The organism is Streptomyces sp. NPDC051921 (genome assembly GCF_040680975.1).
Classification (GTDB): Bacteria; Actinomycetota; Actinomycetes; order Streptomycetales; family Streptomycetaceae; genus Streptomyces.
The window spans coordinates 20837-46198 of the sequence record NZ_JBFAXU010000037.1 but is presented as its reverse complement, the minus strand read 5'-3'; the positions used below and the strand labels follow the sequence as shown (position 1 = coordinate 46198).

Here is a 25362-nt window from a genome sequence, read left to right as displayed (position 1 = left end):
GGGGAGGGGGAACGGAGGCGGCGGACCGGGTGAGGGCTCAGGAGGCGTAGCCGCCCGGGTTCTGCTGCTGGAAGCGCCAGGCGTCGCGGCACATCGCCGCCAGGTCGTGCCGGGCGGTCCAGCCCCAGGCCGCGGTGACCTTGGACGGATCGGCCACGAGCTCCGCGACGTCGCCGGGGCGGCGTCCGGTGACGCGGTGCGGGATCGGCCGCCCCGACACCTGCTCGAAGGTGCGCATGAGTTCCAGGACGGAGGCGCCGCGCCCCGTGCCGAGGTTGAAGACCCGCAGGCCGGTCGCGTCGTCGAGGTGGTCGAGGGCCGCGCGGTGCCCCTCGGCGACGTCGACGACGTGGATGTAGTCGCGGATCCCCGTGCCGTCGGGCGTCGGGTAGTCGTCGCCGAACACGCTCAGCTCGTCGCGGCGGCCCACGGCGATCTGGGCGAGGTACGGCATGACGTTGTTCGGCACGCCGCGCGGGTCCTCGCCGAGCAGCCCGGAGGGGTGGGCACCGGTCGGGTTGAAGTACCGCAGGGCCAGCACTCGCAGTTCGGGCACGTGCCGGCACACGTCCGCCAGGATGCGCTCGCACGTCCATTTGGTGGTGGCGTAGGGGTTCGTCGGCGCGACCGGGGACTCCTCGGTCAGCGGGACGGTCGTGGCGTCGCCGTAGACCGAACAGGACGACGAGAACACGAGCCGGTGCACCCCGTGCGCGTGCATGGCCGAGAGCAGGGCCGTGGTGCCGCCCACGTTGATGTCGTAGTACGTGAGCGGGCTGCGCACCGACTCGCCGACTGCCTTCTTCGCGGCGAAGTGGATCACCGCGTCGATCGGGTGGGCGGAGAAGACCGCGTCCAGGGCCCGCCGGTCCCGCACGTCCCCGACGTGGACCGCCGCGATCGGGCGGCCCGCGATCTTGACGACGCGTTCGAGGGCTTCGGGGGAGCTGTTGGAGTGGTCGTCGAGGACGACGACCTCGTGACCGGAGCCGAGCAACTCGACACAGGTGTGGCTGCCGATGAAACCGGCGCCGCCGGTGACAAGGACCGTACGGGGCACGGGGATCCTCATTTCACGATGGGCCATGGGGCCGGGCCGTCACCAGGCGTAGAAGCCGGTGAGATAGGTGGGGAAGAGGGCGACCGCGAGTGCCAGGGGAAGCAGGCACAGCAGGCCGCAGCCGAGGGGGAGGGCGGCCGTGCGCAGCGCCCGGAAGGCGGGGACGCCGGTGGCCCGGGCGGTCTCCTTGACGTGCAGCACGCCGATCGCCAGCGTCACGGCGGCGTACGAGGCGGCGCCGACGAGGCAGAGGAACACGTAGCCCACGGCGGGGCCGGTGAGCTGGCCGACGAGCGCCGAGCCGGACAGGAAGGTCGTGATCAGCACGTACGGGGCGACGGTGCGCAGCGGGAGCCGCTCCAGGCCGTCCCGCCGCTTCGGGGTGACCTTGAAGGTGATCTGACGGGGCCGCAGTTTCTGCAGCACGGCGGCCAGCACGCCCCAGGCCACGTAGGGCCAGCGGGAGAGTCCGAACAGCCAGATCTCCCAGCTGAAGACGGCGGAGTCGTGGGGGCGCAGCAGGCCGCGGCGGCGGCAGAGCAGCGTCAGCAGGATCAGCCAGGCGGACATGCTCCAGAAGTGCGCCAGGAACTCGCCGTAGTTGACGTTGACCCAGGGCACGCCGGTGAACGCGGCGATCGGCGGCAGGACGATGCCCATGACGGTGGCCGCGGCCAGCAGCGGGTAGTACATCAGCGCCGCGGCGAAGCGGATCCGCAGCTTCAGGGGCATCCGGCCCAGGTGGCGCGGCAGCATGCCCAGCAGCATCACCGCCAGGCTGCGGGACCACTGGAACTCCTGCGTGATCATCGCACCGAAGGTCAGCGGGCCCTCGCCGTGCGCCTCCGCGTCGATCGCGAACGCGCCGTGCCAGCCCGCCGAGGTGAGCAGGAACGTGGTCGAGAAGTCCTCGGCGAGCTCGGGCCCGAGGCCGCCGATGTCCCGCAGGGCCTTCGTGCGCACGGCGTAGTGGGAGCCGATGCACACGGGAGCGAGGCCGGCCGAGTGGCCCAGCTGCACGGGGCCGTGGAACATGGCCTCGCGCTGGAGCCGGCCGCGGGCCGCCCAGGAGCCTGCGGCGTTGGAGTCGCACACGCTGGGTGCCGCGACGTAGCCGATGGCCGGGTCGGCGAAGGGGCGGACGACCTCGGTCAGGTACCGGGGGCCGGGGACGTGGTCGCAGTCGAGCTGGGCGACCACGTCGTAGTGGGCGTAGCCCCAGTGGTCGTAGAAGAAGGCGAGGTTGCCCTCCTTGCACCGGGTGCGCCGCGGCCACTCGGCCCGGTGGTAGTCGGCACGGCCGCGCCGGCACGAGACGCCGACGCCGTGGTCACGGCACCAGTCGAGGATCTCGTCGGTCGGGTCCTCGTCGCACAACCACACGTCGTAGGAGTGCGGGAAGTCCTGGGCGAGCATCGCCTCCAGGGTGGTGCGGGCGAGGTCCCAGCTCTCCGAAGGGGCGCGGGTGACGACGAAGGCCGTGCGGAGCGCGGGTACGGCGCCCGCCGGGTCGAACCGGCGCATCCGGAGCAGCGCGACGAGGAAGTGCACCGGCAGATAGGTCAGATAGAGCAGCAGCGCGCTGTTCACCACGAGGCCGAGCCACCCGATGCGGTGGGAGGGCTCCAGCCACCAGGCCCAGAACCAGACCAGGCAGGCCGCCCAGCCGAGGGACATCAGGACGACGAGGAGGCGGTCGGGGCCGGAGAAGGCCCGCACGAAGCTCGACGGACGGGTGCCGAGGCGGCGCGCCGGCCCGGCGAGGACCGGGCCGTCCGGACCGATGGAGGCGACGGAGCCGTCCGACAGGGCTCGGATCTCCGCGCCCAGGGCCTCCCATTCCTCTGGTGAGCCGGGGGCGGGGGAGACGAGTGGGGGATGCTGGACGGTCCCGACTGCGGGGGCGGGACCTTGCTCCAACGACGTCATGTCGGCGATTTCTCCAGGCGGCGTGTCAGCGGACCGTGGGATGCGGAAGGGGCAGCGGCAGCAGGGGCGTCGAGGCGCGCGCGGCTCGGCGCGGGCGGCCGCCGGCGGGCAGTGCGGTCGCGGCGGGGAGTGCGGTCGGGGCGGTCGGGGTGGTCGGGGTGGTCGGGGAGTGCGGTCGCGGCGGTCGAGGTGTGGGGAAGGCGCGGACGGGCGGCACGGCGCGTGGTGCCGGCAGACCGACGGTCCCGAGGCCGGCGCGCCCGTCGCGCGCGGATCAGCCGATCGAACCGGACGGACCGGAAGCCGCCGCGGGCGTGGCTCCGCCCGCGGTCGCCGGGCCGGGAATCGTCTGCACCGCCGACGCGGCACCGGTCAGCGCGACGCCGGTCACCGCGGCCAGCGGCACGGTCTCGTCCTGACCGCCGCGGATCGCCGCGGCCGACGCCCCGAGCCGGTCCCGCCGGTTCGCGAAGTAGGCGACGGTCCTGCGCAGGCCCTCGGTGATGTCGATCTCCGGCTGCCAGCCCAGCACCTCCTGCGCGCGGGTGATCACCGGTCGCCGGCGGACCGGGTCGTCCACCGGCAGCGGGTGGTGCTTCACCTCGGAACACGACCCGGTCATCGCGAGCACCGCCTCGGCGAGCTCGGAGACGGTGCGCTCGACGGGATTGCCCAGGTTGAACGGACCCATCTCGGAGGAGTCGAGGAGGGCCACGAGGCCGCGGACGAGGTCGTCGACGTAGCAGAAGCTGCGGGTCTGCTTGCCGTCGCCGTAGATCGTCAGGGGTTCGCCGGTCAGGGCCTGCGTGATGAAGCTGGACACCACCCGGCCGTCGTGCGGGCGCATCCGCGGTCCGTACGTGTTGAAGATGCGCGCGATACCGACGCTGAGGCCGTGGGTACGGCGGTACGCGGCCGAAACCGCCTCGGCGTATCGTTTCGCTTCGTCGTAGACGCTGCGGGGGCCGATGGAGTTCACGTTGCCCCAGTACGACTCCTCCTGCGGATGGACCAGCGGATCGCCGTAGATCTCGCTCGTCGACGCGAGGACGAAGCGCGCGCCATGACGCTGGGCCAGGCGCAGTGCGTTCTCGGTGCCGCGGCTGCCGACCGCGAGGGTTTCCAGTGGTTGGCGCAGGTAGTCGGGCGGTGAGGCCGGCGAGGCGAGGTGCGCGACGGCGTCGAGGTGGCCGGCGACCTCCACCGACTCGCTCACGTCGCTGTGCTGGAACGCGAATCCAGGGTGGCCCAGGAGCGGGGCGATGTTCTCGGGGTCGCCCGTCGAGAAGTTGTCCAGGCACACCACGGAGTCGCCGCGCCGCAAGAGCGCTTCGCACAGGTGCGAGCCAAGGAACCCACCGCCACCGGTCACGGCAACGCGCATTTGATTCTCCAGGAATGGGAAGCGGAACGAGCTGACCCCCTGCTGCTGCGGACGCCCGGAAAGCAGGCCGGACGAACCGACAAACAGAGCACTCTCGGAAAAACTCAGCAAAATGGTATGGCTGTATGTACTGATTTCCGTGCAGGTCATACGGGGGCTCGGCCGTTCGGACGATGTCCGCGAACGTCGTGTCCCGGCGCTGCTCCCCGGTCCTGGGCCGTTCGCCGTCGCGCGGTCGGCCCCGTCAGCGTCACACGCATGTGTGAGCGCGGGCCCCGTGTGCCCGGAGGGCGGGCGGCATGCGTGGACACGTGTACCCGGCTCGCGCGTTCGAAGAAGCGAGGTGGGGTGGCGCGCGGTTCCCGCCCCGCGTCGGGAAAGCGCGAACGGGTGGTCCGTCCCGGACCACCCGTGTCGACCGGCTCGCCCGCGCGCGGGCGCCGGCTCACTCACGCACGTACAGCTGCACCAGACCGCTCTTCAACTGGGTGCTGCGCACGAGCGCGAACCCCTTGCGCAAGGTGGTCACCTTCGGGTCCTGGTCGAACCACTGCTCGCTCCAGGCGCTGGGCCAGGCCACCACCCACACCCGCTGCTCCGCGCCGATGCGCTGCTCGATCCGAGCCGCGTCGACCTCCTCGCCGTAGAAGGTGCCGGAGGCGGCCGCGCTCGTCCTGAGGGCGATGTCGCGGCGACCGGCGAACTCCCGGTCGTAGGAGAGGAAGATGTGCCGCTGGTACGAGGGGACGAAGAGCACGGCGTCGTTCGGCCGGGTCTCGGCGGCGACGTACGCGGCGACCTCCCGAAGGTCGTCGATGCGACCGTCCCTGCCCCGTTCCTGCTGGTGGAAGGGCAGCTGGCACCAGAACGCCGCGCCGGCCGCCACGATGCCGACCGCCGCCACCACCGGTCGCCACGGCGCGGCGCGCAGCGCGCCGAGGGACCGCTCCAGTCCGGCGGCGACCAGTAGCGGGACTCCGGCGAACGCGAACAGCAGGTAGCGGTCGACGAACAGGGGCTTCACGGACGAGACCGCGAAGAGGACCGCCACCGGCAGGACGACGAGCGGCAGCGCCACCGCGGTGGTGCCGACCGGGCCGGTGCGCCGCAGCGGCCACAGGACCGCGAGCCCGGCGAGCAACGCCACGGCCACGAACACCCGGACGTCCGGGCCGGCGAACTGCAGTGCGAGCAGGCGGAGTTCCTCCGCCCCCGGCTCCTGGATCCAGGAGATCTGGCCGGCCTGGTCGGAGGAGACCGCGGCGAGCGGCGCCACCGGCACGATCGCCGCGGCCGAGGCCGCCGTCCACCGCCGCCGGACCCCCGGCCGGGACCGCGCCATCAGCACCGTGGCCCCGTGGGCGACCAGCACCAGCAGGGCGAACTCGTGCAGCAGGGCCGTACCGGCGACGGCCGCCGCGTATCCGGCCCACGGCCCGAACGAGTCGCGCTCGACGGCGTTCACCAGACACCAGGTGGCAAGCGCGGCGCCGGCGGCCACCAGGGCGTAGGAGCGCCCCTCCTGCGCGTAGAACGACGCGAACGGGGAGACCGCGTAGAGCAGACCGGCCCACAGGCCCACCCGGGGGCGGGCCAGCCGGCAGCCGATCGCGGCGACCAGTCCGGCGGTGCAGGCCGCGGCGAGCACCGACGGCAGCCGCAGCATCACCTCGTCGGCGCGGACGGCGAGGACGGCGTGCATGAGGAGGTAGTAGAGGCCGTGGACGGCGTCGAGTTCGCCCAGGAGGCGCCAGATCTCCGGCACCGACCGGCGGGAGATCTGGAACGTCGCGGACTCGTCGCGCCACATGGTGCCGCGATCGAGCCCCCACAGGCCGACGCCGAGCATCACGGCAGCGGCCACGGACACCGCGCCCGCGGCCGCGAGGCGGCTGCGCGGAGGGGCGGCAGCGGACGCGCCGTGCTCGGCGGGTGCGTACGGGGTCGGGGGCGTGCTGACAGAAGGGTTCGCCGTTGGCATGCTCGGACGATAGGCGTTTGCGCCGGTTATGCCCCGGCTCATCCCTGCCGAGCGCATCCTCTGTCACCTCAACGGCGCCCGGCGCGCGGGGTCCGTGCCGTGCGCCCGGGACGCAGTGGTGGGGACATCGTCGCGCGGTGGACGTCGATGCCCTCGCCGACTGCCGACTGCCGACTGCCGACTGGCGGCTGGCGATCGCCGACTGCCGATCGCCGACTGCCGATCGCCTGCCGCTGTCTGGCTGCCGCCGACCGCCTACGGTCGATCGCCTACGGTCGATCGCCTACGGCCGACCGCCGAGCAGCCGTCGCGGACTTTGCCGGCCGCCGCCCGCGCGAGCTGGGCCTCCCGGCGGCGGGGTCACCACGCCGGGCGTTCCTCTTCACGCCGGTGGGCGAGCATGGCCGTGGGGGCGGGCCCGCCGGGGTGCCGGACCTTGGCTCCGGCTGCCCGGCCGCGGGCGCGGGCCGGGCCCGGGGGACGCCGGGGAACGCGCGGCCAAAGGCCCCGTCACCGCTCCCCGGCCACCGAGCAGGGTGCCGGTCGGACACCGGGCCGGTGCAGGTCACCCGCTCCCTCCGCCTCGTGCAGGCGCGTCACCAGCGAGGCCCGGGCCCGGGACACCCGGGAGCGCACCGTGCCGACCGGGCAGCCGCTCACCGACGCCGCCTCCGCGTAGGGCAGTCCGACCAGCTGGGTCAGGACGAACGCCTCGCGCCGCTCGACCGGCAGCGCGTCGAGCAGTTCGAGGAGCGCGACCCCGTCCTCGAAGCCGGGCAGGCCGCGCACCTGCGCCCGCTCGGCCGCCGCCTGCCAGTCGGCCGTGTCGGCCGACCGGGGGCGCGCGAGACGGTGGCGGATGCTGTCCGCCACCGCGCGGCGGGCGATGGACAGCAGCCACGTACGGGCCGAGGAGCGGCCTTCGAAACGGCGCAACGCGGTGAGTGCCCGCAGGAAGGTCTCCTGGGTGAGGTCGTCGGCGGTCTGGGCGTCGGAGCTCAGATGCGCGACGTACCGCCACACGTCACGGTGCAGGGCGCGGACGAACCGGTCGATCGCCGCGGCGTCCCCTCCGCGGCCGGCCAGCGCCCACGCGGTCACGGCGGCGTCGGGCGGCCGGACGGCGGGCCGCTGGGGGGACGCGGTCGGGGCAGGAGACATCGCCTGGTTCCCTTCGTGGTGCGGTGGTCTTGGTTGCCGGTCGGGGCGAGCGGGGTGGTACGGGACCGGGGTGATCGGGTGGCGCGGGACGGGCGTGAGTGGCTGGCGCGGGACAAGTGGGATCGGGTGGTGCGGGACAAGAGGGATCGGGTGGCGGGGGAGCGCGGTGATCGGAGTGGCGTGGGCAGGGGTGAGCGGGTGCGCGGGTCAGGGGCCGAGCAGCCGTCGCAACAGCTCCCGCTCCGCCCCGCTCAACGGAACGTCGGGGGTGAGCCGCTCGGGGTGGCCGGGAGGCGGACCGTCCCCCTCCCCGGCACCGGGGCGGGCCGGCGGGCGGGCGACGCGCCGCGGTTCCTCCGGCCAGAGCGGATCCGCCGGCCGGTGCGTCCACAGGCTGCCGTACGACACCAGGGCCCGCAGCACGGAGAACCAGCAGCGCGCCGCCAGGGCCATGACGGTCCGCGCCGCCCAGCGGCCGGTCACCGCGTTCCCCGGTGCCGCCCGGGGCGCGCGAGCACTCCGCGCGGACCGAGCTCGTGGAGCGTGACCCGGCCTTCGGGCTTCGCCGCCGCCCTGCGCACCGCCACGGCCACGTGCGCCCCGTCCACCGGGAAGTCGGTGACGCACCATCCGGGCGCGGCCTCCGCCTCCGCGTCCCCCCGGCCCTTCTGCACAGCCTGCCGCCGCGCCCACAGCCGGGCGAAGACCGCGGCGCGCCGCTCCGGAGCCGCGGCCGACACCTCGGCCCGCTCCGGTGTCGGCAGGACGCCAGAGACGGCCGAGACCGTCGGCGGCGAGGGCAGCCGCTCGACGGAGACGCCCACCGGCGTCCCCGCCACGCCGATCAGCACGACTCCGCCGGAGTGCGCGAGAGAGAAGTACGGGGGCGGCGCGGCCAGTTGGGTGGGCCGGCCGTGCGGACCGCCGCAGCAGGGGCAGGTGTCCCGGCGGAAACGCACCGCCGTGGGCGGCAGGCCCAGATAGGCGCCGAGGACCTTCCGTACGGCGATGTGCGCGGCGGCGTACCCGGCACGGTCCGCCGCGTGCACGAACGAGTCCGCGCGCCGCTGTTCGTTCGCGTCGAGCACGGCCAGGTCGAGCTCGTGCCGCGCCGGCATGGCGTGCGGCAGCCGGAGCAGCCACAGATCGGCGTCGTGCCCGGAAGGCGTCGTCAGCAGCACCGGCCAGGCCCCGGGGCCCGCCGTCCGCCCGGCGGCGGCAGGGGCCGGAGACGCCCAGGACACGGCCGACCGGGGCGGCACGGGCAGTGTGGTCACGGCGCTTCCCGTACCGGCACCCCGTGGGGTCCGAACGGGCGGCCGGTGACCTTTTCCGCCAGCCCGGTGCGGTCCAGGAACGGGGTGACACCGCCCAGGTGGAAGGGCCAGTCACCGCTCGCCAGCAGAGCGAAGTCCACATCGGCCGGGCTCGCGACGACACCCTCGTCGAGCAGGGCGCGCACCTCCTCCGCCAGCGCCGTCAAGGCGCGCTCCCGAACGGCGTCCGGCTCCGTGCTCCTGACCGGGCAGCCTCCCCCGGCCGGTGTCACCGGCAGGCCCGCGGCCTCCCGGGCCCGCAGGAGCCGCGAGGGGGCCGTCGGCAGTGCCAGCGTCTCGCAGGCCCGGTCGAGGGACTCCACGAGCGCGTCGCCGTACGCGCCGTCCGCCGCGCCGTCCGCGGAGGCGAGGAGCGCGCCGAGGAAGCGGCCTCGCAGCCGCTCCAGGACCGGGCCCGGCGAGCCGCCCGTCACCGGAAGGCACTGCTTGCCGAGCTTCGTCGCCACCGCGCCCGCGGTCGCGTACGCGGCGTCGCCGGTCGCCGGCAAGCGCAGCAGCTCGGCCAGCCCGGAGGACTCGACCGGCCAGGGCAGCCCGAGGCCGACGACGCGCTCCGGGTGCCGCACCGCCGCCGTCACCTCGTCCGGTCCGGGCGGGGCACCGGTGGTGACGATCACGCAGGTCTCGGGGACCGCCGACCCGGCCCGGCGCAGCGCCGCCGCGGCGGCCTGCGGGCTCCGCCCCGCGGGACCCGCCTCGAACAGCAGGTCGGCCTCCGCCAGGCACCCGTCCGTCGGGTCCGCCGAGCCGGTGACGAGCGCGGCGCACTGCTCCGCGGCCTCCGCGCCGATCCGCCCGGCGGCCGTCAGCCGGCGCAGTCCCTCGCGCACCTCGTCCAGCGCCGCCTCCACCGCGACGGCGTCCTCGTCGGCGACGACGACCGGGACGCGCAGCTTCTCCGCACACAGCAGGGCCAGCTGCCGGGCCTGGTGCGTGGTGCCGAGGACGCCGACCCGGCGCACCGGAAGCGCCCGGACGGGATCGGGCCGGTGCGGGTGGGTCGCCGCGTGCTGCTGGGTGAGGTGCAGGGCGTACAGAGAGGTGCGGAACTCGTCCGTCAGGAACAGGTCGGCGGCGGCCTGCTCGGCCGCCGCGAACACCTGGTCCCGGGTGCCGGCCCGGGCCAGCTCCAGGAGTTCCAGGGCGCGGCGCGGCGCGGGCAGCACCCCGTGGGTCCGCTCGGCGACCAGCGCGCGCCCCCGGGCGAGGGCCGCCTGCCACGCCGCGGGGTCGTCCTGGCGGGGGCGGTCCACCCGGATCCGGCCGGTGAGCACGTCTGCGGCCCAGTCCAGGCAGTGGTCGAGGAAGTTCCCGGCCTCCAGCAGGGCGTCGGACAGGCCGAAGCCATGGGCGCCTGCCGCGTCCAGCATCCGGCGGCCCGCGAGCGGATGGTCCAGCATCAGGGTGACCGCGCGGTCCGGGCCGACCAGGTGCGGCAGCAGGTACGCCCCGCCCCAGGCAGGCACCAGACCGAGCGAGCACTCGGGCAGCGCGACGACGGGCGCGTTCCGGGAGAGCGTGCGGTACGTGCAGTGCAGCGCGAGTTCGAGACCGCCGCCGATGGTCACGCCGTTGAGGAACGCGAAGCTGGGCACCGGCAGTTCGCCGAACCGGTGGAAGACCTCCCGGCCGCGGCGCAGCGAGGCGACCGCCTCGGCCCGGTCGGTGACGGTGCGCGCGAGGGCGAGATCGGCTCCGGTGCTGAACATGTACGCCCGACCCGTCACGGCCACGGCCGTGACGCCGCCGTCCGCCGCGGCCCGGGCGACAGTGTCGAGGACGGCGTCGAGCGCCGCGAGCCCCTGCGGGCCGAAGGTGGTCGGTCGCATGGCCGGACCGAACGGAGGCAGGTCGTTGCCGAGGACGATCAGCGCGCAGCGGCCCGCGTCACGGGGCAGGTCCACGTACCGCAGACGGGCGGTGGTGACGGTCTCGGCGCCGGGCTCCGGTGCGGTGGTGGTCACTGTTCCTCCTGGGCCGTGGCCATGGGCGGCCGGGTGAGCGAGCGGACGAACTCCGAAGTGAGGGCGAGGAGTTCGGCGGAGCGTTCGACGGGCGGGGTGTGGCCCGTGTCGGGAAGTTCGACGATCCGGGCGTACGGCAGCTGCGCGGCGTAGCGGTGGGCCACGCGGGGCCGGATCGGAACGTCGCCCGCGCCGTGCACGACGAGCACGGGCACCCGGACGGAGCCGAGCCGGTCGGAGATGTCGCCCCGCCGGTACACCGAGTGGCAGGCGTGGGTGATCCGGTCACCGGTCAGGGTCTCGAAGTGCCGGATCCAGAACTCCGCCCGGTCGCTGCCCTGGAAGGAGCGGTGGAAGTTCAGCCGGGCGATCATCCGTGCGAGGTCGGGGCTCATCCCGTCGGTGAGGACGCTCTCCACCATCGCCTCGAACGGACGTGCCGTGTTCTCGGGTTCGCGGTACGGCTGGGTGTCCACGAGCACCAGGGCCCGGACCAGATCCGGGTGGCGCAGGGCCATCCGCAGGGCCTTCATCCCGCCCATCGAATGCCCGACCCACACGGCCGGCGCGTCCCCGCCGAGCGCCGTCCGGCAGGCGTCGGCGAGCCGGTCCACCTCCTCCTCCAGCGTGTACGCGGTCGTGCGCGCGGGGGAGTGGCCGTGCCCCGGGGCGTCGACCGCGAGCGCCAGCCGGCCCTCCGACGCGAGGCCGGTCATCACGGGGTACCAGACCCGGCTGTCGGTGAGCAGCCCGTGCAGCAGCACGACCGGGTCGCCCGCACCCTGCCGGTGCACACCGAACGCCCAGTCCTCGCTGGTGACGTGCTCGACCCGGGTGCCGGGGCCGGCGGACCCGTACGGTGCCGTCGACTCATCCACAACCGCCGCCATGGCCGAGGTCACCTCCCGCCGTCGTCGTCCCGAGCGCCCCCGCCGGAGGCTCGGCCGCCGTCGGCGGACGCACCGCCCCGGGGCGGGCCGGGCCGCCCTCAGGCCCGTCCGAGGGGCCGAGGGAGGCCACGAACGCGGAGAGCCGGTCCACGCCCCAGTACTTCTCGCGGCCGTTGACGAAGAACGGCACCCCGAACACGCCCTCCTCGACCGCCGACAGCAGCGCCCCGGCCCCGCGCGCCCGCAGCTCCGGGTCGTCGGCCGCGTCGCCGAGCGAGGCCGCGTCCAGGCCCAGCTCGCCCGCGATCTTCGCCATGGTCGGCCGGGCACAGATGTCCAGGCCGTCGTGCCAGCGGGCCCGGTAGGCGAGGTCGAGGAACGCCGGGCCCGCACCCTGCCGCTCGGCCGCCAGGTACGCCAGGTGCGGCACCTCCCACACCGGGTCGCGGTCCACCGGCCAGCTGACGGTCAGGCCGCGTGCGGCGGCCAGCCGCCGGACGTCGCCGAGGATGTAGAAGTGCTTCTCGCGCGACATCCGGGTGTACACGAACTGCCGGCCCGCCTCGGCGAGCAGCCGCTCGGTCCGGTCGTCGGGCTCCCAGTAGGGCACCCACTCCAGGTCGGCGGCGAGCCGGGGATGATGGGCCATCAGGTCGAGGTGGGCCAGCCAGGAGTAGGGGCTGCGCAGCGAGAAGTAGAAGCGGAGGGCCATCGTCGTCCCCCTTCCGGGGCGGTCGTGGGGCCGGTTCGGTCAGGGCGCGGGGCGCGCCGGATCACAGGGCGATGCCGCCGTCGATCTGGAAGACCTGACCGGTGATGTACGCGGCCCGGTCGGACACCAGGAACGAGACCAGGTCGGCGACCTCCTCGGCCTCCCCGAACCGGCCGAGCGCGATCCGGTCGAGCATTCCCCGGGTCTTCTCCTCGGGCAGCCCGGCGGTCATGTCCGTGCTGATGAATCCCGGCGCCACCACGTTGGCGCGGATGCCCCGGCCACCGAGCTCCTTGGCCAGGGACCGGGTGAACCCGATGATCCCGGCCTTGGTGGCGGCGTAGTTGGTCTGCCCGGCGTTGCCGTACACCCCCGCCACCGAGGAGAGGGTCACGACACAGCCGGACCGGCGCTTCATCATGGAGAAGGCGACGGCCCGGCAGATGTTGTACGTGCCACCGAGGTTGACGTCGACGACGCTCTGCCACTCGTCCTGGGCCATCAGGACCAGCGGCTTGTCCCGGATGATCCCGGCACAGCCGATCACCGCGTCGACGGGCCCCAGCTCCTCCTCGGCGGCCGCGACGAAGGCCCGTGCCGCGGCCGGGTCGGACACGTCGGCCTGGCGGGCGAGCACCCGCGCCCCCGACTTCCGCGCGATCTCGGCGGTCTCCTCGGCCGCCTCGGGCCGGGAGTGGTAGCAGAACGCCACGTCGTACCCGTCCTCCGCGAGCCTGTGCACCACGGCGCGGCCGATTCCACGGGAGCCGCCGCTGACCAGGGCGACGGGACGGTGCTGTGCGGACATGGGGAACGCCTCCTCGGCGGTCGCGGGCAGGGATGGGGGTTTTCAGGCGGTGGGTGGCGCGGAGACCAGGGAGTCGAGCGGGCGCAGCGCGACGATGAAGTGCCCCACCTCGACGGCGGTCCGCCCGTTCACCAGGGTCCGGCCGGCCAGGATCGTGGTGTCGCCCACCGCCCGGACGACGCCGACGCGGTGCTCCAGGACGTCGCCCGGATACACCGGCCGGTGGAAGCGGACCCGGTCCACGGCCCCGGCGAGCTCCACCTTGCCGGTGGTCACGTCGGGGTTGGGCGTGTCCCAGACCGCGAGCAGCACCGCCGCCTGGGCCCAGGACTCCACGAGCAGGGGCCGTGGATAGCGGAAGGCGTCGCTCCCGGCGCCCGGCGGCAGCCTGCGGTACGGGGGTTCGGCGACGCTCACCGCCTTGACGGCGGTCAGCCGCGCACCGGGGACCGCCGCCGTCACCCGGTCGACGAGCAGCATCGGGTACCGGTGCGGGATGATCCGGGTGATCCCCGCGGTGTCGGCCCGCTCCGCGGCGTCGGCGGGTTCGCCTTGCCCGGCGCCCTCGGCCGGGGTCTCCGGTCCCGGCGCGTCGTCGTTCCGCGGGCCGTACCGGAGCCGCAGGTCCGCGGCCCGGCCCCGGGAGGTCTCGACGGCGACGTCGACCCGGAGCCCGTCCGTCCCGTCGGCGGGGTCCGCGTCCGGTGCGTAGCGGACCTGGAAGGTCAGCTCGTCGCCGGGGAAGACGGGCTCGCGGAAGCGGCAGCGGTCCACGCCGACCAGATCGAGACGCCGGCCGCGGTGGGCCAGGTCCGCCAGGACCGTCTGGTCGGCGTACTCGACGAGGCACACCCCGGGGAACACGGGGAAGCCGGGATAGTGGCCGGGGAAGGCCTCGAACCCCGGATCGACCGTGGCCCGGGCGGTCGCGCCGTCCTCGGTGCGGGACAGCAGCCGGGGCGTGAGCCCCAGCAGCGACGCGGGGAAGGGCGTCGTCATGACACGGTCCGCAGCTTGTCGTCGATCACGGCATGGGTCGCCGCCAGGGTGGTGAGCTCCATCAGCTCCTCCTCGGCGAGCTTGACGGTGAACTCCTGCTCCAGCCTGACGGCGATCTCCAGGGCCATCAGGGAGTCGACGCCGAGCTCGTTCACGAAGTGGGCGTCGTCCGTGACCTCCGCGACGTCGACGTCCAGGACCTCGGCGATCAAGGCGCGCAGCGCCTCCTTGTCCAGGACGGTGCCGGTCTCCTCGGGCATGGCGGTCGTTCCTTTCGTCGAGCGGGGTGGGAAGGAAGGATTCAGAACAGCCGTACGGTGGTGCAGGCGAGCAGCCCGTCCTCGTCGACGGAGGTGACGACGGCGACCGCGTCCCGGCCGGCCGGGGAATCGCCCAGGGCGAGCACCGCGCCGAGCTGGAGGGCGGCGGAGGCGGCGCAGGCGTCCCCGAACAGGTCCCGGACGTGGACGAGTTCGGCACCGGAACCCGCCAGGACCTCGGCCAGCACCTGCGTCTCCGCGTCCGGTGCCCCGCCGCCGGTGCCCGACGGGGCCGCGAGACGCACCTCGGCCGGGTCCACGGCGGCGTCGTCCAGGGCCGCCCGTACGAGCCGGGCCAGCGCCGGGCGCAGGTCCTCGGGACCGCCGTACGCGCTGAACCGGGAGGAGAGGATCTCCGCGCGGGGCCGACGCCCGTGCCGCTCGGCGGACTCGGCGTCCTCCAGCAGGAACACGGCGCAGCCCTCGGCGACCGCGACGTCCGCCCGCTCCGGGCCGCGCGCGTGCCAGTCCAGCCAGGCACGCTGCACGCTGTACTCCTCCACGGCGCCGCACAGCACCACCTCGCAGTGGCCGCGCTCGCGCAACCGGGCGGCGTACCGCAGGGCCTGGAGACCCGTCAAAGGGCCGCCGGCCAGCGTGGCGTTGGGCCCCTTGAAGCCGTGCCAGATCGCGCTCGCTCCCGCGGCCCGGTTCATCACCGTGTTCGGGAACAGTGCCGGGTCCACGTAGAACGGCTGGGCGCCGGTCAGCGAGTCGCGGGTGAAGTCCATCGTGCTCTGCACGCTTCCCGAGCCCGTGCCGAGGACCAGGCCGATCCGCTCCGGTCCGCCGGCCAGCGGCGGACGGCTCGTGCCGTACGGTTCGAGGAGGGCACCGAGCGTGGCCACCGTGATGCCGGTGAGCCGGTCCATGGTCCGGGTGCCCCGACTGCCCAGCGCCTCCACCACGTTGAACCCGGGGATCAGGCAGGCCTGGTCCGAAGGGCCGGGCCACACCTCCGTGTTGAGCCGCGGCACGACCTCCCGGTGGGCCCGCACCCCCTCGGCGAAGGGCTCGGCGCCCATGCCGTACGGGGACAGGACCGACCAGTCCGAGATCACGGTGGCCGCGGAGGGCCGCACCGCCCCTGCCGTCGGCGCGGCCGCGGCCGCCGTCGACACGCCACCCATCACTGCTCCTCCGTTTCCTTGGCGGTGCTCCAGGTGGTGCCGGCCGCGACCAGCTCGCCACCGTCCACTCCGATCGTGTCGCCGGTCAGCCACGACGACGGTGCGCGCGACAGGGCGACGACCGCTTCGGCGACGTCCTCCGGCCGGGTCAGCCGGCCGTGCGGATTGCCCGCCGCGGAGCGGTCCACGAACTCCTCGTGACCGGGGATGCGCAGCAGCGACGGGGTGACGGTCACCCCGGCGCGCAGCGCGTTCACCGCGACCCCGTGCGGGGCGAGTTCGCATGCCAGCTGGCGCACATGGGACTCCAGCGCCGCCTTGGCCGCCGACACCGCTCCGTAACTGGGCAGCACCTGTGTCGTGCCGGCGCTGGTCATCGCGAAGATCTTGGCGCCGCGGCGCAGCAGGCCCGCGGCCACCAGGTCCTGCGTCCAGTACACGAGGCTGTGCGCCATCACGTCGAGCGTCATCTCCAGCTGAGGCTGGGTGAGGACCGTCTTGTCCCCGCCCCGCGGCAGGAACGGCACCAGCGACCCGAAGGCCAGCGAGTGCAGGACGATGCGCAGACCAGCCCCTTCGGTCAGTTCGGCGATCTTCGGCACCAGCCGCTCGCGGGTGCGCCGGGCCGCCGCGTTCGCGTTGAACAGATGCGCCCGCACGCCGGTGGCCCGCAGCTCCTCCTCGAGTCGCCGGGCCTCTTCGGCTCCCTCGGCCCGGTCGAAGTGCACCCCGATGACATGGCCGCCCTCCGCGGCGACGGCCCGGGCGGTGGCCCGGCCCATGCCGCTGGAGACGCCGAGCACCAGGCACCAGCCGTCATGCAGGGAATGCGGTGGATGCGGCATCGCGCCCTCCTCGTCCGTGGGTGGAGGCGGCCGCCTCGACGCGGGCCGCCGCGAGATGTCCGGTCGCCGTCACGCTCACGACCAGGTGCGCGCCGCCGGCGTCCGCCGCGGGCGCACCGGCGGCGAGCAGCGCGGCCCCGCGCAGCAGCGGGGACAGACAGCCCGCGCCCGCCGCGACGGTCCGCACGCGGCCCGGCGCGCCCGCCGGCCCGTCGAGCACCCGGGCGGCGGCCCGGCCGCGGCCGGAGGCGTCGAGCACCGCGTGCACCGGCAGCGGACGCCGCGACCAGTCCGGACACAGCGTGTGGAGCAGCTCGACCAGCCGCTGCTCGAGTTCACCGCCCGGGGCGTCGTGCGCGGCCGACGGCGGTACGTACGCCGTCGTCACCGCGCAGCGGCCGAGCACGCTCGCGCCGCGCCGCTCGGCCCGACCGCGCGGTTCCAGGACGAGGGCGACGGCGCCCTCCTCCCCGTACCGGGCGCCGGGCTCGCCGCGCGGGAGCCGGTCCTCGGCGGCGGTGACGAGGACCAGGTCGGCCCGGTCCGCGGCGAGCGCGCGGGTGCCGGCCAGAACGGCCTCCAGACCGGCGACGGCGGGCGTGGTGAGCGTCAGGCCGAAGCCCCTCAGGGCCTGCTCGGAGGCGAGCCGCCCGGCCAGCACGTTGATCGCGAAGTACGGTGCGGTGGCCGGACTGAGCCGCTCGGCGCCCTGCTCCACGACCGTGCGGTCCATCTCGCGGAACAGCGGGGCCAGCGCGCTGTTGGTGCCGAGCACCATCCCGCGCCGGTCGGCCGCGACCGCCGCCGCGGTCCGGTCCCCGGCCGCGTCCGGACCGGCCGCGTCGACACCGACCGCGTCGACACCGGCCGCCCGCAGCGCCCTGCGGCCGGCGGCCAGCAGGTAACGGGCTCCCGGCGGAAGGTACTTGTGACCACGCGGACCCAGCTCGGCGGTCGCGTCGAACCAGTCCGCCGCCGGCTCCGGGCGGCCCGGGCCGAGCCGCCGAGCCGGGTCGGGCCAGGGCGTCACCAGGCCCACACCGGTCACCACGACCTCGTCCGCCGCGCTCAGCACGGGACCGCCTCCCTGATCACGAAGGACGCGTTGTTCCCGCCGAACGCGTACGCGTTGACGAGCACGGCGGGAGCGGCCAGCGGCTCCGCGGTCCCCGGCAGCCGCACCTCGCACTCCGGATCCCGTCGGCCCACCGGCACGTTGGGCGGCACACTGGCATGGCGCACGATCAGCGTCGCGGCGACCGCCGCGAGCCCCGCCGCCGCCCCGCCGGTGTGGCCGACCAGCGCCTTCAGGCTGTACAGCACCGGCACCTCACCGTCCTCCGCGGCGAACACCTCGCGCAGCGCGGCGCTCTCCACCCGGTCGTTGAGCCGGGTCCCCGTGCCGTGCGGCACGACGCAGCCGACGGACCGCGGCGTCAGCCCGGAGCGGCCGAGCGCCTCCCGCATGGCGCGGACGATCTGCTCGCCCGAGGGTTCCGGAGCGGTGGGATGGTGGGCGTCGCAGCTCCAGCCGGACTCGGCGAGCGCCGCGAGCGGCCGCGCGGCCCGCCGGGCCGCGTGCGCGGCGGATTCGAGGACCAGCACGGCCGCGCCCTCCCCGAACACCGTGCCCGCCCGGTCCGCGGCGAACGGGCGGCAGCCCTGCGCGTCGACGGCCCCCATCCGGTTGAACGCACCCAGCGCGATCCGCGCGTACGCGTCCGCACCGCCGGTGAGGACCACATCGGCCTCGCCCGCCCGGATCAGGTCGGCCGCGATGCCCAGCGCGAAACCGCTCGCCGAGCAGGCGTTGCTGACGCTGGTGTGCGCGCCGCGCAGCCCGAGTTCGGCGGCGAGCCGCCCCACCACGTCGAATCCCGGGACCCAGGACGCCTCGTCGTCGGCGTCGCCGCCCAGGTCACGCCGGCGCTCCTGCTCCCCGGTGCCGCCCATGCACGTGCCGAGCACCAGCGCCGTACGGGACGCGGGAAGCGCGGCCGGGTCGAGGCCGGCCTGGTCCAGCGCCTCCCGGGCCGCGGCGACCGCGAACGAGGTCGCCCGGCCGGGCACCTCGGGCAGGCCGTCCTCGGGCGCCAGGTACATCAGCGGGAGGTCCATCCGGGCGTACGGGTCGGGCAGCTTGTCGGGCGCGCGGACGGCGCCCGCCGTCATCGCCCGCCACAGGGCACCCGCCCCGGGGCCGTGACAGGTCACGGCCCCGACACCGGTGATGAGCGCCGGTTCCATCAGATCCGCTGCCCGTTCAGGCCGCGCAGCATCCGGTCGTCGAACTCCACCAGGCTCCAGTCGCGACGGTTCTCGATCCGGGCGTAGCCGTGCGTGATCCGGCCGGTCGCCGTGAGCAGCGGCACGCCGTCCCGCAGGACGTAGGTGTCCATCCGGGCGGTGTACGTGAGCCGCTTGAAGACGTTCTCGACGGTGAGGACGGTGTACAGGTCCTCCTCCATGCCGACCTCGCGCAGCATCGACACCGAGTTCTGCGGCACCACCGGGATCCAGTCCTGCTCGTCGAGGAGCCGCTTGATGGAGATGTCCCGGTCGGCGAGGAACAGGTCGACGGCCTCCTCCATCAGCCGGAGGTAGCCCGACATCTGCAGGCGCTCGGTGAAGTGGCAGTAGAAGTACGGGACGCGCCACTTCCAGGCGTACGCGTTGGTGTCGGCGGTCAGCGCCGCGAGGAAGCGTTCGCCCGCGTCACCGGCGCCGTCCGCCGCGTCCCCGCCCAGGTGCGGAGGCGCCGCGGCGGCCGGCACCCGCGCGAAACCGGTGCGGTCGATCCGCTCCACCGTGTACGGCTCCAGTTCGGCCGGCACCGGCGCGGCGGACCCGCCCCGCGGATCGAGGCGCAGCACCACCCGCACCTTGGCCGTCACCGTCCGGACCGGAGTCGGCCCGTCCACGTGCAGGCTGACGGCGAGCGCCAGCTCACCGTCGACGGCCTTCTCCTCCGCCACCACGCGTGCCGTGACGCTGTCGTCGATGTGCGTCGCGGACAGGATGCGGGAGTCGATGTCCACGATGTCCACACACAGGCCGTGCTCCTCGTACAGTCTGCCGGCCGCCCGGCCGGTGCGCCGCAGGTGCTCGAGCACGGCCTCCTCGACCAGGTAGTTCACGTGCTTGAAGCCGATCCACGTACAGATGTTGGAGCCTTCGAAACGGGGCCTGAGCCGGACCGTGGTCGGGCCCTCCGAGGCATCCGCGGCGACCTCGGCCGGGGCGGCGGAGGAGCCGGACGTGCGGGTGTCGGTCATGTCATCTCCAGCGAAGCGACGGGAGCGGCGGGCAGGGAACGCAGGAAGTCCGCCAGCAGTTCGGCGAACCGGAACGGGTGCTCGGCCATGGGGAAGTGACCGCATCCGGGCAGCACTTCGAGCCGTCCGGCGGGCAGCGCGCGGACCAGCGCCGCCGCGTCGGACGGGCGCGCGGCGCGGTCGCCCGCACCGGCGATGGCCAGCACGGGGGTCCTGACCCGGTGGAGCGGCAGGGAGGGCGTGCGCAGATAGGCGCCGAAGAAGTCCATCCAGCCGTAGGGGCCGATCCGTTCCCGCACGCGCAGGGCCATCGAGGCCCGGGCGTCGGCGGACAGGCGTCCCCCGGAGGACATGGCCAACCCCTCCTCCAGGATCAGATGGAAGCGGTTGAGGTAGTAGGCGATCGTGGACCAGTCGAAGTCGCGCTTGGCCGTCCGGTAGAACGGCGAGACGCACACGGCCCCCAGCAGCGGTGGCCCGGCCGCTTCGGACGCAGGCCGCTCCGCCTCCCTGGCGAGGTACTCCAGGAGCGCCGTCGCGGCGAACGAGTGGGCGACCACGACCTGCGCGCGGGTGGCCCGCACCGCACGCGCCACCAGCTCGGCCGGATCGCCGGCGCCGTCCGGTCGGGCGGTGCCGTTCATCGGCCAGCTGAGGTCCACCGGCACCAGCAGTGCCCCCTTGGGCGCCACGGCGCGACAGGCGCGCCACACGGCGGGCGTGCCGGCCAGCCCGTGCAGCAGCGCGACGCGAGGCCCGGTCATGGCCGGCCCCCCGCGGAGGCGGCGAGCAGCAGCAGGGCGGCCGACGCGTCGTCGTCCGCGGAGCCCGCCGAGGCCAGCACCGAGGCGTGGCCCGCGCGGGCCAACTCCGCCGTACCGGCGACGCACTGCAGGACGCCGAGCGCACCGGAGCTCCGCCCGAACCGCAGGCCCAGGTCGTGGGTGGGCGGCGACTCCGCACCGTCCGCGCCGGGCGCGGTGCCTTCCGGCACGCACCACAGGGCCGGCGCCGCCCCGCCCTCGCGCACCGACGCCACGGCCGCGTCCGGGTCGGACCGCCGCGCGTACCGGCCGATCCGGGCCAGGGCGCGCGCGCCCCGCTCGGCGGCGGCGTCGGACGACTCGGCGACGAGGGCCACCGCGCCGTCGAAGAGACCGGGCCCCTCCTCCTCCGCGCTCCCGCCGACGACGTGCCGCACCGGCTCGTTGACCGGCTCGACCCCGACGACCAGGGCGCGGTCGAGCCGCCCGGCGGCGATGAGCGTACGGGCCCAGTGGACCGCGTCGAGACCGGACGTCGGGCCGTTGCACAACGTCACGTTGGCACCGCGCAGACCGTGCGTGATCGCCAGCCACGAGGCGGTGACGTTGCTCGCCGTGTTGGGGAGCAGCATGGGGCTGGTGGCCGTGTAGCCGGCCCGCCGGATGGTCGCGGTGGTCTCGCAGACCGTGTCGACGTTGCCCCAGTTGGTGCTCACGACCACGCCGAACCGCCGGCTGTCGACCGGTGCGCCCGCACCCGCGGCACCGTCCGGCGCCCCGGCCCCGCCGGCCGCGTCCAGGGCCGCCAGGAGACCGGCGTCCGCCAGCGCCTCCCGCGCGGCCGACAGGGCCAGCTTGGTCGCCCGGTCCTTGTAGCGCAGGCCGGGGCCCCGCAGCCGGCTCACCGGATCGTCCGCGCCGGCCGCCGGGCCGGGGCCCCGCAGCAGGGCGTCCGGTCCCGCGACGCCCGCCAGGGCCGTCCCGAGGCCGGTGATCACCACATCCTGTGCGCGCACCTATGCCACCTTCTCCACCACGGCCACCGCGTTGAGGCCGCCGAATCCGAAGGAATCCACCTGCGCCAGCGACAGACCGGCGTCGGTCACCGGCTCGCGGGCCAGCCGGAAGTCCGCCACCTCGTCGATCGGCTCGTCGAGCCCCAGCGTCGGCGGCACCCGTCCGCTGTGCAGCGACTGCACGGCGGTGATGAGACTGTGCAGCCCCGACGCGCCCGCGGTGTGGCCGATCATCGACTTGATCGCCGTCATGCGCGGCGCCCGCGGCACACCCGCGAACACCTCGGCGAGCGCGACCGCCTCCGCCTCGTCGTTCAGCGGCGTGCCGGTGCCGTGCAGCAGCACCAGATCGACGTCCGACGGCTTGATCCCCGCCCGCCCGTGCGCCTCCCGCATGACGCGGCCGATGCTCTCGCTGTCGGGCGCCGACGGGTGGTACGCGTCGCAGTTGAGCCCCACCCCGCGGACCCGCGCGTACGCCCGGGCGGCCGAGGTGCCGGCCGACCCGCGCCGCAGCACGACGGCGGCGGCGCCGTCCCCCTGCAGCATCCCGCGCCGCGCCCGGTCGAACGGGCGGACCGACTCGGGGGCTTCGCGGTAGACCCGGTCGAGCAGCCCGTAGGTGCTCTCCGTGATCGTGTCCACACCCGCGACCACCACGGTGTCGGCCTCGCCCGTCTCCAGCAGGTCGGTGCCCAGACCCAGCGCGTACAGGGACGCGGAACAGGCGTTGGCCACGGTGTACGTGCGGTCGGCGCCGAACCGCTCGCGCAGCGCCGTCCCGAAGTGCAGCCGGGCCGCGTCGAACGCGGTGCCCTCGCACCAGCTCAGCTCCACCGAACGCAGCTCGCGCAGGGTCGTGCCCACGAGCACCGGCACGTCCGCCAGGTCCTCGGGCAGCCCGGCGTCGGCGAGCGCCTCGGCGACCGCCCGCAGCAGCCAGCCGGTGGCCCGCAGCGGCTGGTCGACGCCCGGCGCCGGGCGGTCGTCGATCTCGTAGGCGTGCCGCGCCCGGTACTTGGCGCGGTCGAAGCCACGCAGTTCGGCCAGGCCGCTGCGGCCCTCGGACAGCGCGGCGAACGTGCTGCGGGCGTCCTCGCCGACACTGCTCACCGCTCCCATGCCGGTGATCAGCACGCTCATGCGGAGCCCTCCGTCCCGCTGTCGTCCGGGTCGTCCCGCTCGTCGGCCGGGTACCTGCCGAGAACGAGGACCGCGTTGTTGCCGCCGAAGGCGAGGGCGTTGTTCTGCACCACCCGCAGCCGGGCCGGGCGCGGCTCGTTCGGCACGCAGTCCAGGCCGCACTCCGGGTCGGTCTCCACGTGGTTGATCGTCGGGGGGATGAAGCCCTCCGCGAGGGCGAGGGCGCACGCCGCCGACGCCAGCGAACTGGCGGCGCCCATCGTGTGCCCGATCATCGACTTGATGGACACCGTCGCCGGCGGCCGGTCCCCGAACACCTGGCGGATCGCCCCCGCCTCGGTGACGTCGTTGGCCCTGGTGCCCGTGCCGTGCGCCGAGATGAAGTCGATCTCGTCCGGCTTCACCCCCGCGTTGGCGTGGGCCAGTTCCATGCAGCGGGCGATGCTGTCCCGGTCCGGGGCCACCGGGTGGTGGGCGTCGCAGTTGAGCCCGTAGCCGAGCACCTCGGCGTAGATCCGGGCGCCGCGCGCGAGCGCCGAGTCCAGGGTCTCCAGGAGCAGCACACCGGCGCCCTCACCGGTGAGGATGCCCTTGCGGTTGACGTCGAACGGCTGGCACGCCTCGGGCGCGATGGTGCCGAGCCGGTAGAAACCGGTGAACGTCTTGCGGCACATGGCGTCCGCACCGCCCACGATCGCCACGTCGGCGTCGCCGCCGCGCAGCGCGTCGAGGCCGTGCCCGATCGCGTAGTTGCCGGCCGCGCACGCGGTGGCCAGGGTCGTCGCCTCGACGTCGACCAGGCCGAGTTCACGGACGATCGCGGTCGTCAGCCGGCCGGCCGAGACCCGGCGGGCGACCACCGGGTCGAGGCCTTCCGGGCCGTCCGCGAGCTGGCTCTCGACCAGCCGGTCCAGGTCGGCCGACTCGCCGTCGGTGGTGCCGACGCAGACCAGGGAGCGGCGACCGCGCAGTTCGTCGAGGGGCATCCCGGAGTCGCGGACCGCCATCACGGCGGCGGCGACCGAGAACTGCGCGGCCCGCCCGAGCTCTTCGGGGGCGACCCGGCTGATCCACTCCGCAGGGTCGAAGCCCGTGACCTCGCAGCCGTTGGCGTGCGCGAAGCCGGTGGTGTCGAAGGCGGTGATGGGGCGGGCGCCGTTGCGGCCCGTGCGCAGCCCCGTGAGGAACGCGCCGATGCCGATGCCGATACTGGTGACGGTGCCCAGACCGGTGATGACGACCCGGTTCGGGCTCACGGGGCGCACGGGGTTCACCGGGCCTTGAGGGCCTGGTCCACGACCGACTCGACGCCTTCGAGATTGACCATCAGGCTCAGTTCGGCCTGCTCGATCGTGATACCGAAGGTGCGCTCCAGTGCGGCGAGGATCTCGATCGCCCGCAGCGAGTCGGCTCCGTGCTCCTCCTTGAACAGGCTCGTCGGGGTGAGTTCGGCCGGGTCGATCTCGAGGATGTCGCAGACCAGGTCCTTGATCTGCGCCCGGCGCTCGTCCGGGGTGGTGGCGATGGGGTCCGACGCGGTCATCAGCTCTCCGAAAGGGGTGCGAGGGGTGGATGGGGGCGTGTGCGACGACGTGCGGGGTGCTGCGGGGGAGGGGCCGGTCACATCAGCGGAAGGACGTCCTTGACCAGCCACTCCATCGTTTCGACGATCTCGGCGGGACGCATGGACAGGTCGAGGACGGTCAGCGAGACGCCGACCCGCCGGTACGCGTCCAGCTGCTCGGCCACCTCCTCGGCCGTGCCGCGGATGCTGAGCCGGTCGGACATGAAGTCCATGACCTCGAAGGGCGGGACGAGCGCCCGGCGCACGGTCAGCTCGATGCCGGCCGGGTCGCGTCCGGCCTCCTCGGCGAACCGGGCGAGCGTGTCGCGGGCGGGCGGGATCTCCTCCGGGTACAGCTCGTGGGCGAGCCAGCCCTCGCCCAGCCGGGCCACGCGCCGCAGCGCGGCCTCGGTGTTCCCGCCCACGTAGACCGGCGGGCCCTGCTCACTGTGCGGCCGGGAGGCCAGCCACATGTCGTCGAAGTCGGTGAACCGGCCGTGGAAGGAGGTGGGCCGGCGGGCCGCCCACAGGGTCCGCATCACCTCGATCGACTCGTCCGTGCGGGCGCCCCGCTGCTTGCGCGGCACCCCGACGGTACGGAACTCCTCGTCCATCCAGCCGATACCGGCGCCGAGCACGATCCGGCCCAGCGACAGCTGGTCGAGCGAGGCCAGTTCGGAAGCGAGGATCACCGGGTTGCGGTACGGCAGGGCCAGCACGTGCGTGCCGATCCGGACGCGTTCGGTCACGCCGGCGACCAGGCCCATCACGGCGATCGGCTCCAGCCAGGCCACGCCCCAGTTGTAGGCGTCCGCGGTCTTGGCGCGCGGGTACAGACAGGTGCTCTCCCGCTGACGGGGGAGGGCGACGTGGCTGCTCACCCACACCGAGTCGAAGCCCATCCGGTCCGCGGCCGTGGCGACCTCGAGGACGTAGCGGCGCCGGCCGGGCGGCCCCACCGTGGGCAGTGCGATGCCCAGTTTCATCGTGCCCCTCCTGATCGGGTCTCTCCTGCTCGGTCGTCCTGCTCGGTCGTCCCGCTCGGCCCGCCGTACCGGGGACCGGGCGGTCGGCCCGGGT

24 protein-coding genes are annotated in these 25362 nt (G+C 74.6%); all 24 read right to left on the bottom strand.

Annotated features, from left to right (window positions below; translation table 11 throughout):
- Nucleotides 1-37: 37 nt before the first annotated feature.
- Complete coding sequence (gene galE, locus AB0M16_RS34215; RefSeq protein ID WP_365350059.1) at nucleotides 38-1060, bottom strand: UDP-glucose 4-epimerase GalE; 1023 nt, start codon at nucleotides 1058-1060, stop codon at nucleotides 38-40.
- Nucleotides 1061-1099: 39 nt separating this feature from the next.
- Nucleotides 1100-2989, bottom strand: a complete 1890-nt coding sequence (locus AB0M16_RS34210) for a glycosyltransferase (protein ID WP_365350057.1) — start codon at nucleotides 2987-2989, stop codon at nucleotides 1100-1102.
- 274 nt (nucleotides 2990-3263) lie between these two features.
- The gene (locus tag AB0M16_RS34205; protein ID WP_365350098.1) at nucleotides 3264-4373 is read right to left on the bottom strand and encodes a UDP-glucuronic acid decarboxylase family protein; all 1110 of its coding nucleotides are present in this window, start codon (nucleotides 4371-4373) and stop codon (nucleotides 3264-3266) included.
- 445 nt (nucleotides 4374-4818) lie between these two features.
- A complete protein-coding gene (locus AB0M16_RS34200) occupies nucleotides 4819-6354 on the bottom strand; it encodes a glycosyltransferase family 39 protein (protein WP_365350055.1) in 1536 nt (511 codons plus the stop codon).
- A gap of 510 nt (nucleotides 6355-6864) precedes the next feature.
- Entirely contained in the window at nucleotides 6865-7515 is a 651-nt protein-coding gene (locus AB0M16_RS34195) for a sigma-70 family RNA polymerase sigma factor (protein WP_365350053.1), read from the bottom strand.
- 207 nt (nucleotides 7516-7722) lie between these two features.
- Complete coding sequence (locus AB0M16_RS34190) at nucleotides 7723-7998, bottom strand: DUF6059 family protein (protein ID WP_365350051.1); 276 nt, start codon at nucleotides 7996-7998, stop codon at nucleotides 7723-7725.
- Complete coding sequence (locus AB0M16_RS34185; RefSeq protein WP_365350049.1) at nucleotides 7995-8792, bottom strand: phosphopantheine-transferase PgaX; 798 nt, start codon at nucleotides 8790-8792, stop codon at nucleotides 7995-7997. Before AB0M16_RS34185 ends, AB0M16_RS34190 begins: the two co-directional genes overlap by 4 nt.
- A complete protein-coding gene (locus tag AB0M16_RS34180; RefSeq protein ID WP_365350047.1) occupies nucleotides 8789-10816 on the bottom strand; it encodes an enoyl-CoA hydratase-related protein in 2028 nt (675 codons plus the stop codon). The genes AB0M16_RS34185 and AB0M16_RS34180 overlap by 4 nt, the downstream gene beginning before the upstream one ends.
- Nucleotides 10813-11706: an alpha/beta hydrolase gene (locus AB0M16_RS34175; RefSeq protein ID WP_365350045.1), complete on the bottom strand. Its 894-nt coding sequence runs from the start codon at nucleotides 11704-11706 to the stop codon at nucleotides 10813-10815. Before AB0M16_RS34175 ends, AB0M16_RS34180 begins: the two co-directional genes overlap by 4 nt.
- Nucleotides 11687-12418 carry a DsbA family protein gene (locus AB0M16_RS34170; protein ID WP_365350043.1) on the bottom strand — a complete coding sequence of 244 codons (732 nt, stop codon included), beginning with the start codon at nucleotides 12416-12418 and terminating at the stop codon, nucleotides 11687-11689. Before AB0M16_RS34170 ends, AB0M16_RS34175 begins: the two co-directional genes overlap by 20 nt.
- Before the next feature lie 61 nt (nucleotides 12419-12479).
- Nucleotides 12480-13226, bottom strand: a complete 747-nt coding sequence (fabG, locus tag AB0M16_RS34165) for a 3-oxoacyl-[acyl-carrier-protein] reductase (RefSeq protein ID WP_365350040.1) — start codon at nucleotides 13224-13226, stop codon at nucleotides 12480-12482.
- A gap of 42 nt (nucleotides 13227-13268) precedes the next feature.
- Nucleotides 13269-14225 carry a hypothetical protein gene (locus AB0M16_RS34160; RefSeq protein WP_365350038.1) on the bottom strand — a complete coding sequence of 319 codons (957 nt, stop codon included), beginning with the start codon at nucleotides 14223-14225 and terminating at the stop codon, nucleotides 13269-13271.
- Nucleotides 14222-14485, bottom strand: a complete 264-nt coding sequence (locus AB0M16_RS34155; RefSeq protein WP_365350036.1) for an acyl carrier protein — start codon at nucleotides 14483-14485, stop codon at nucleotides 14222-14224. Before AB0M16_RS34155 ends, AB0M16_RS34160 begins: the two co-directional genes overlap by 4 nt.
- 41 nt (nucleotides 14486-14526) lie before the next feature.
- A complete protein-coding gene (locus tag AB0M16_RS34150) occupies nucleotides 14527-15675 on the bottom strand; it encodes a beta-ketoacyl synthase N-terminal-like domain-containing protein (protein WP_365350034.1) in 1149 nt (382 codons plus the stop codon).
- Nucleotides 15675-16520, bottom strand: a complete 846-nt coding sequence (locus tag AB0M16_RS34145; RefSeq protein ID WP_365350032.1) for an SDR family oxidoreductase — start codon at nucleotides 16518-16520, stop codon at nucleotides 15675-15677. The genes AB0M16_RS34150 and AB0M16_RS34145 overlap by 1 nt, the downstream gene beginning before the upstream one ends.
- Nucleotides 16492-17595, bottom strand: a complete 1104-nt coding sequence (locus tag AB0M16_RS34140; protein ID WP_365350030.1) for a beta-ketoacyl synthase N-terminal-like domain-containing protein — start codon at nucleotides 17593-17595, stop codon at nucleotides 16492-16494. Before AB0M16_RS34140 ends, AB0M16_RS34145 begins: the two co-directional genes overlap by 29 nt.
- Entirely contained in the window at nucleotides 17589-18767 is a 1179-nt protein-coding gene (locus AB0M16_RS34135) for a beta-ketoacyl synthase N-terminal-like domain-containing protein (protein ID WP_365350028.1), read from the bottom strand. The genes AB0M16_RS34140 and AB0M16_RS34135 overlap by 7 nt, the downstream gene beginning before the upstream one ends.
- Complete coding sequence (locus tag AB0M16_RS34130; RefSeq protein ID WP_365350026.1) at nucleotides 18767-19795, bottom strand: hypothetical protein; 1029 nt, start codon at nucleotides 19793-19795, stop codon at nucleotides 18767-18769. The genes AB0M16_RS34135 and AB0M16_RS34130 overlap by 1 nt, the downstream gene beginning before the upstream one ends.
- The gene (locus AB0M16_RS34125) at nucleotides 19792-20559 is read right to left on the bottom strand and encodes an alpha/beta hydrolase (protein WP_365350024.1); all 768 of its coding nucleotides are present in this window, start codon (nucleotides 20557-20559) and stop codon (nucleotides 19792-19794) included. Before AB0M16_RS34125 ends, AB0M16_RS34130 begins: the two co-directional genes overlap by 4 nt.
- On the bottom strand, nucleotides 20556-21575 hold the full coding sequence (locus AB0M16_RS34120; protein WP_365350022.1) for a beta-ketoacyl synthase N-terminal-like domain-containing protein: 1020 nt from the start codon (nucleotides 21573-21575) through the stop codon (nucleotides 20556-20558). The genes AB0M16_RS34125 and AB0M16_RS34120 overlap by 4 nt, the downstream gene beginning before the upstream one ends.
- Nucleotides 21576-22718: a beta-ketoacyl synthase N-terminal-like domain-containing protein gene (locus AB0M16_RS34115; protein WP_365350020.1), complete on the bottom strand. Its 1143-nt coding sequence runs from the start codon at nucleotides 22716-22718 to the stop codon at nucleotides 21576-21578.
- Complete coding sequence (locus AB0M16_RS34110; RefSeq protein ID WP_365350018.1) at nucleotides 22715-23983, bottom strand: beta-ketoacyl-[acyl-carrier-protein] synthase family protein; 1269 nt, start codon at nucleotides 23981-23983, stop codon at nucleotides 22715-22717. The genes AB0M16_RS34115 and AB0M16_RS34110 overlap by 4 nt, the downstream gene beginning before the upstream one ends.
- A gap of 5 nt (nucleotides 23984-23988) precedes the next feature.
- Nucleotides 23989-24261: an acyl carrier protein gene (locus AB0M16_RS34105; protein WP_365350014.1), complete on the bottom strand. Its 273-nt coding sequence runs from the start codon at nucleotides 24259-24261 to the stop codon at nucleotides 23989-23991.
- A 77-nt stretch (nucleotides 24262-24338) separates the two neighbouring features.
- On the bottom strand, nucleotides 24339-25268 hold the full coding sequence (locus AB0M16_RS34100) for an LLM class F420-dependent oxidoreductase (RefSeq protein ID WP_365350012.1): 930 nt from the start codon (nucleotides 25266-25268) through the stop codon (nucleotides 24339-24341).
- Nucleotides 25269-25362 lie beyond the last annotated feature (94 nt).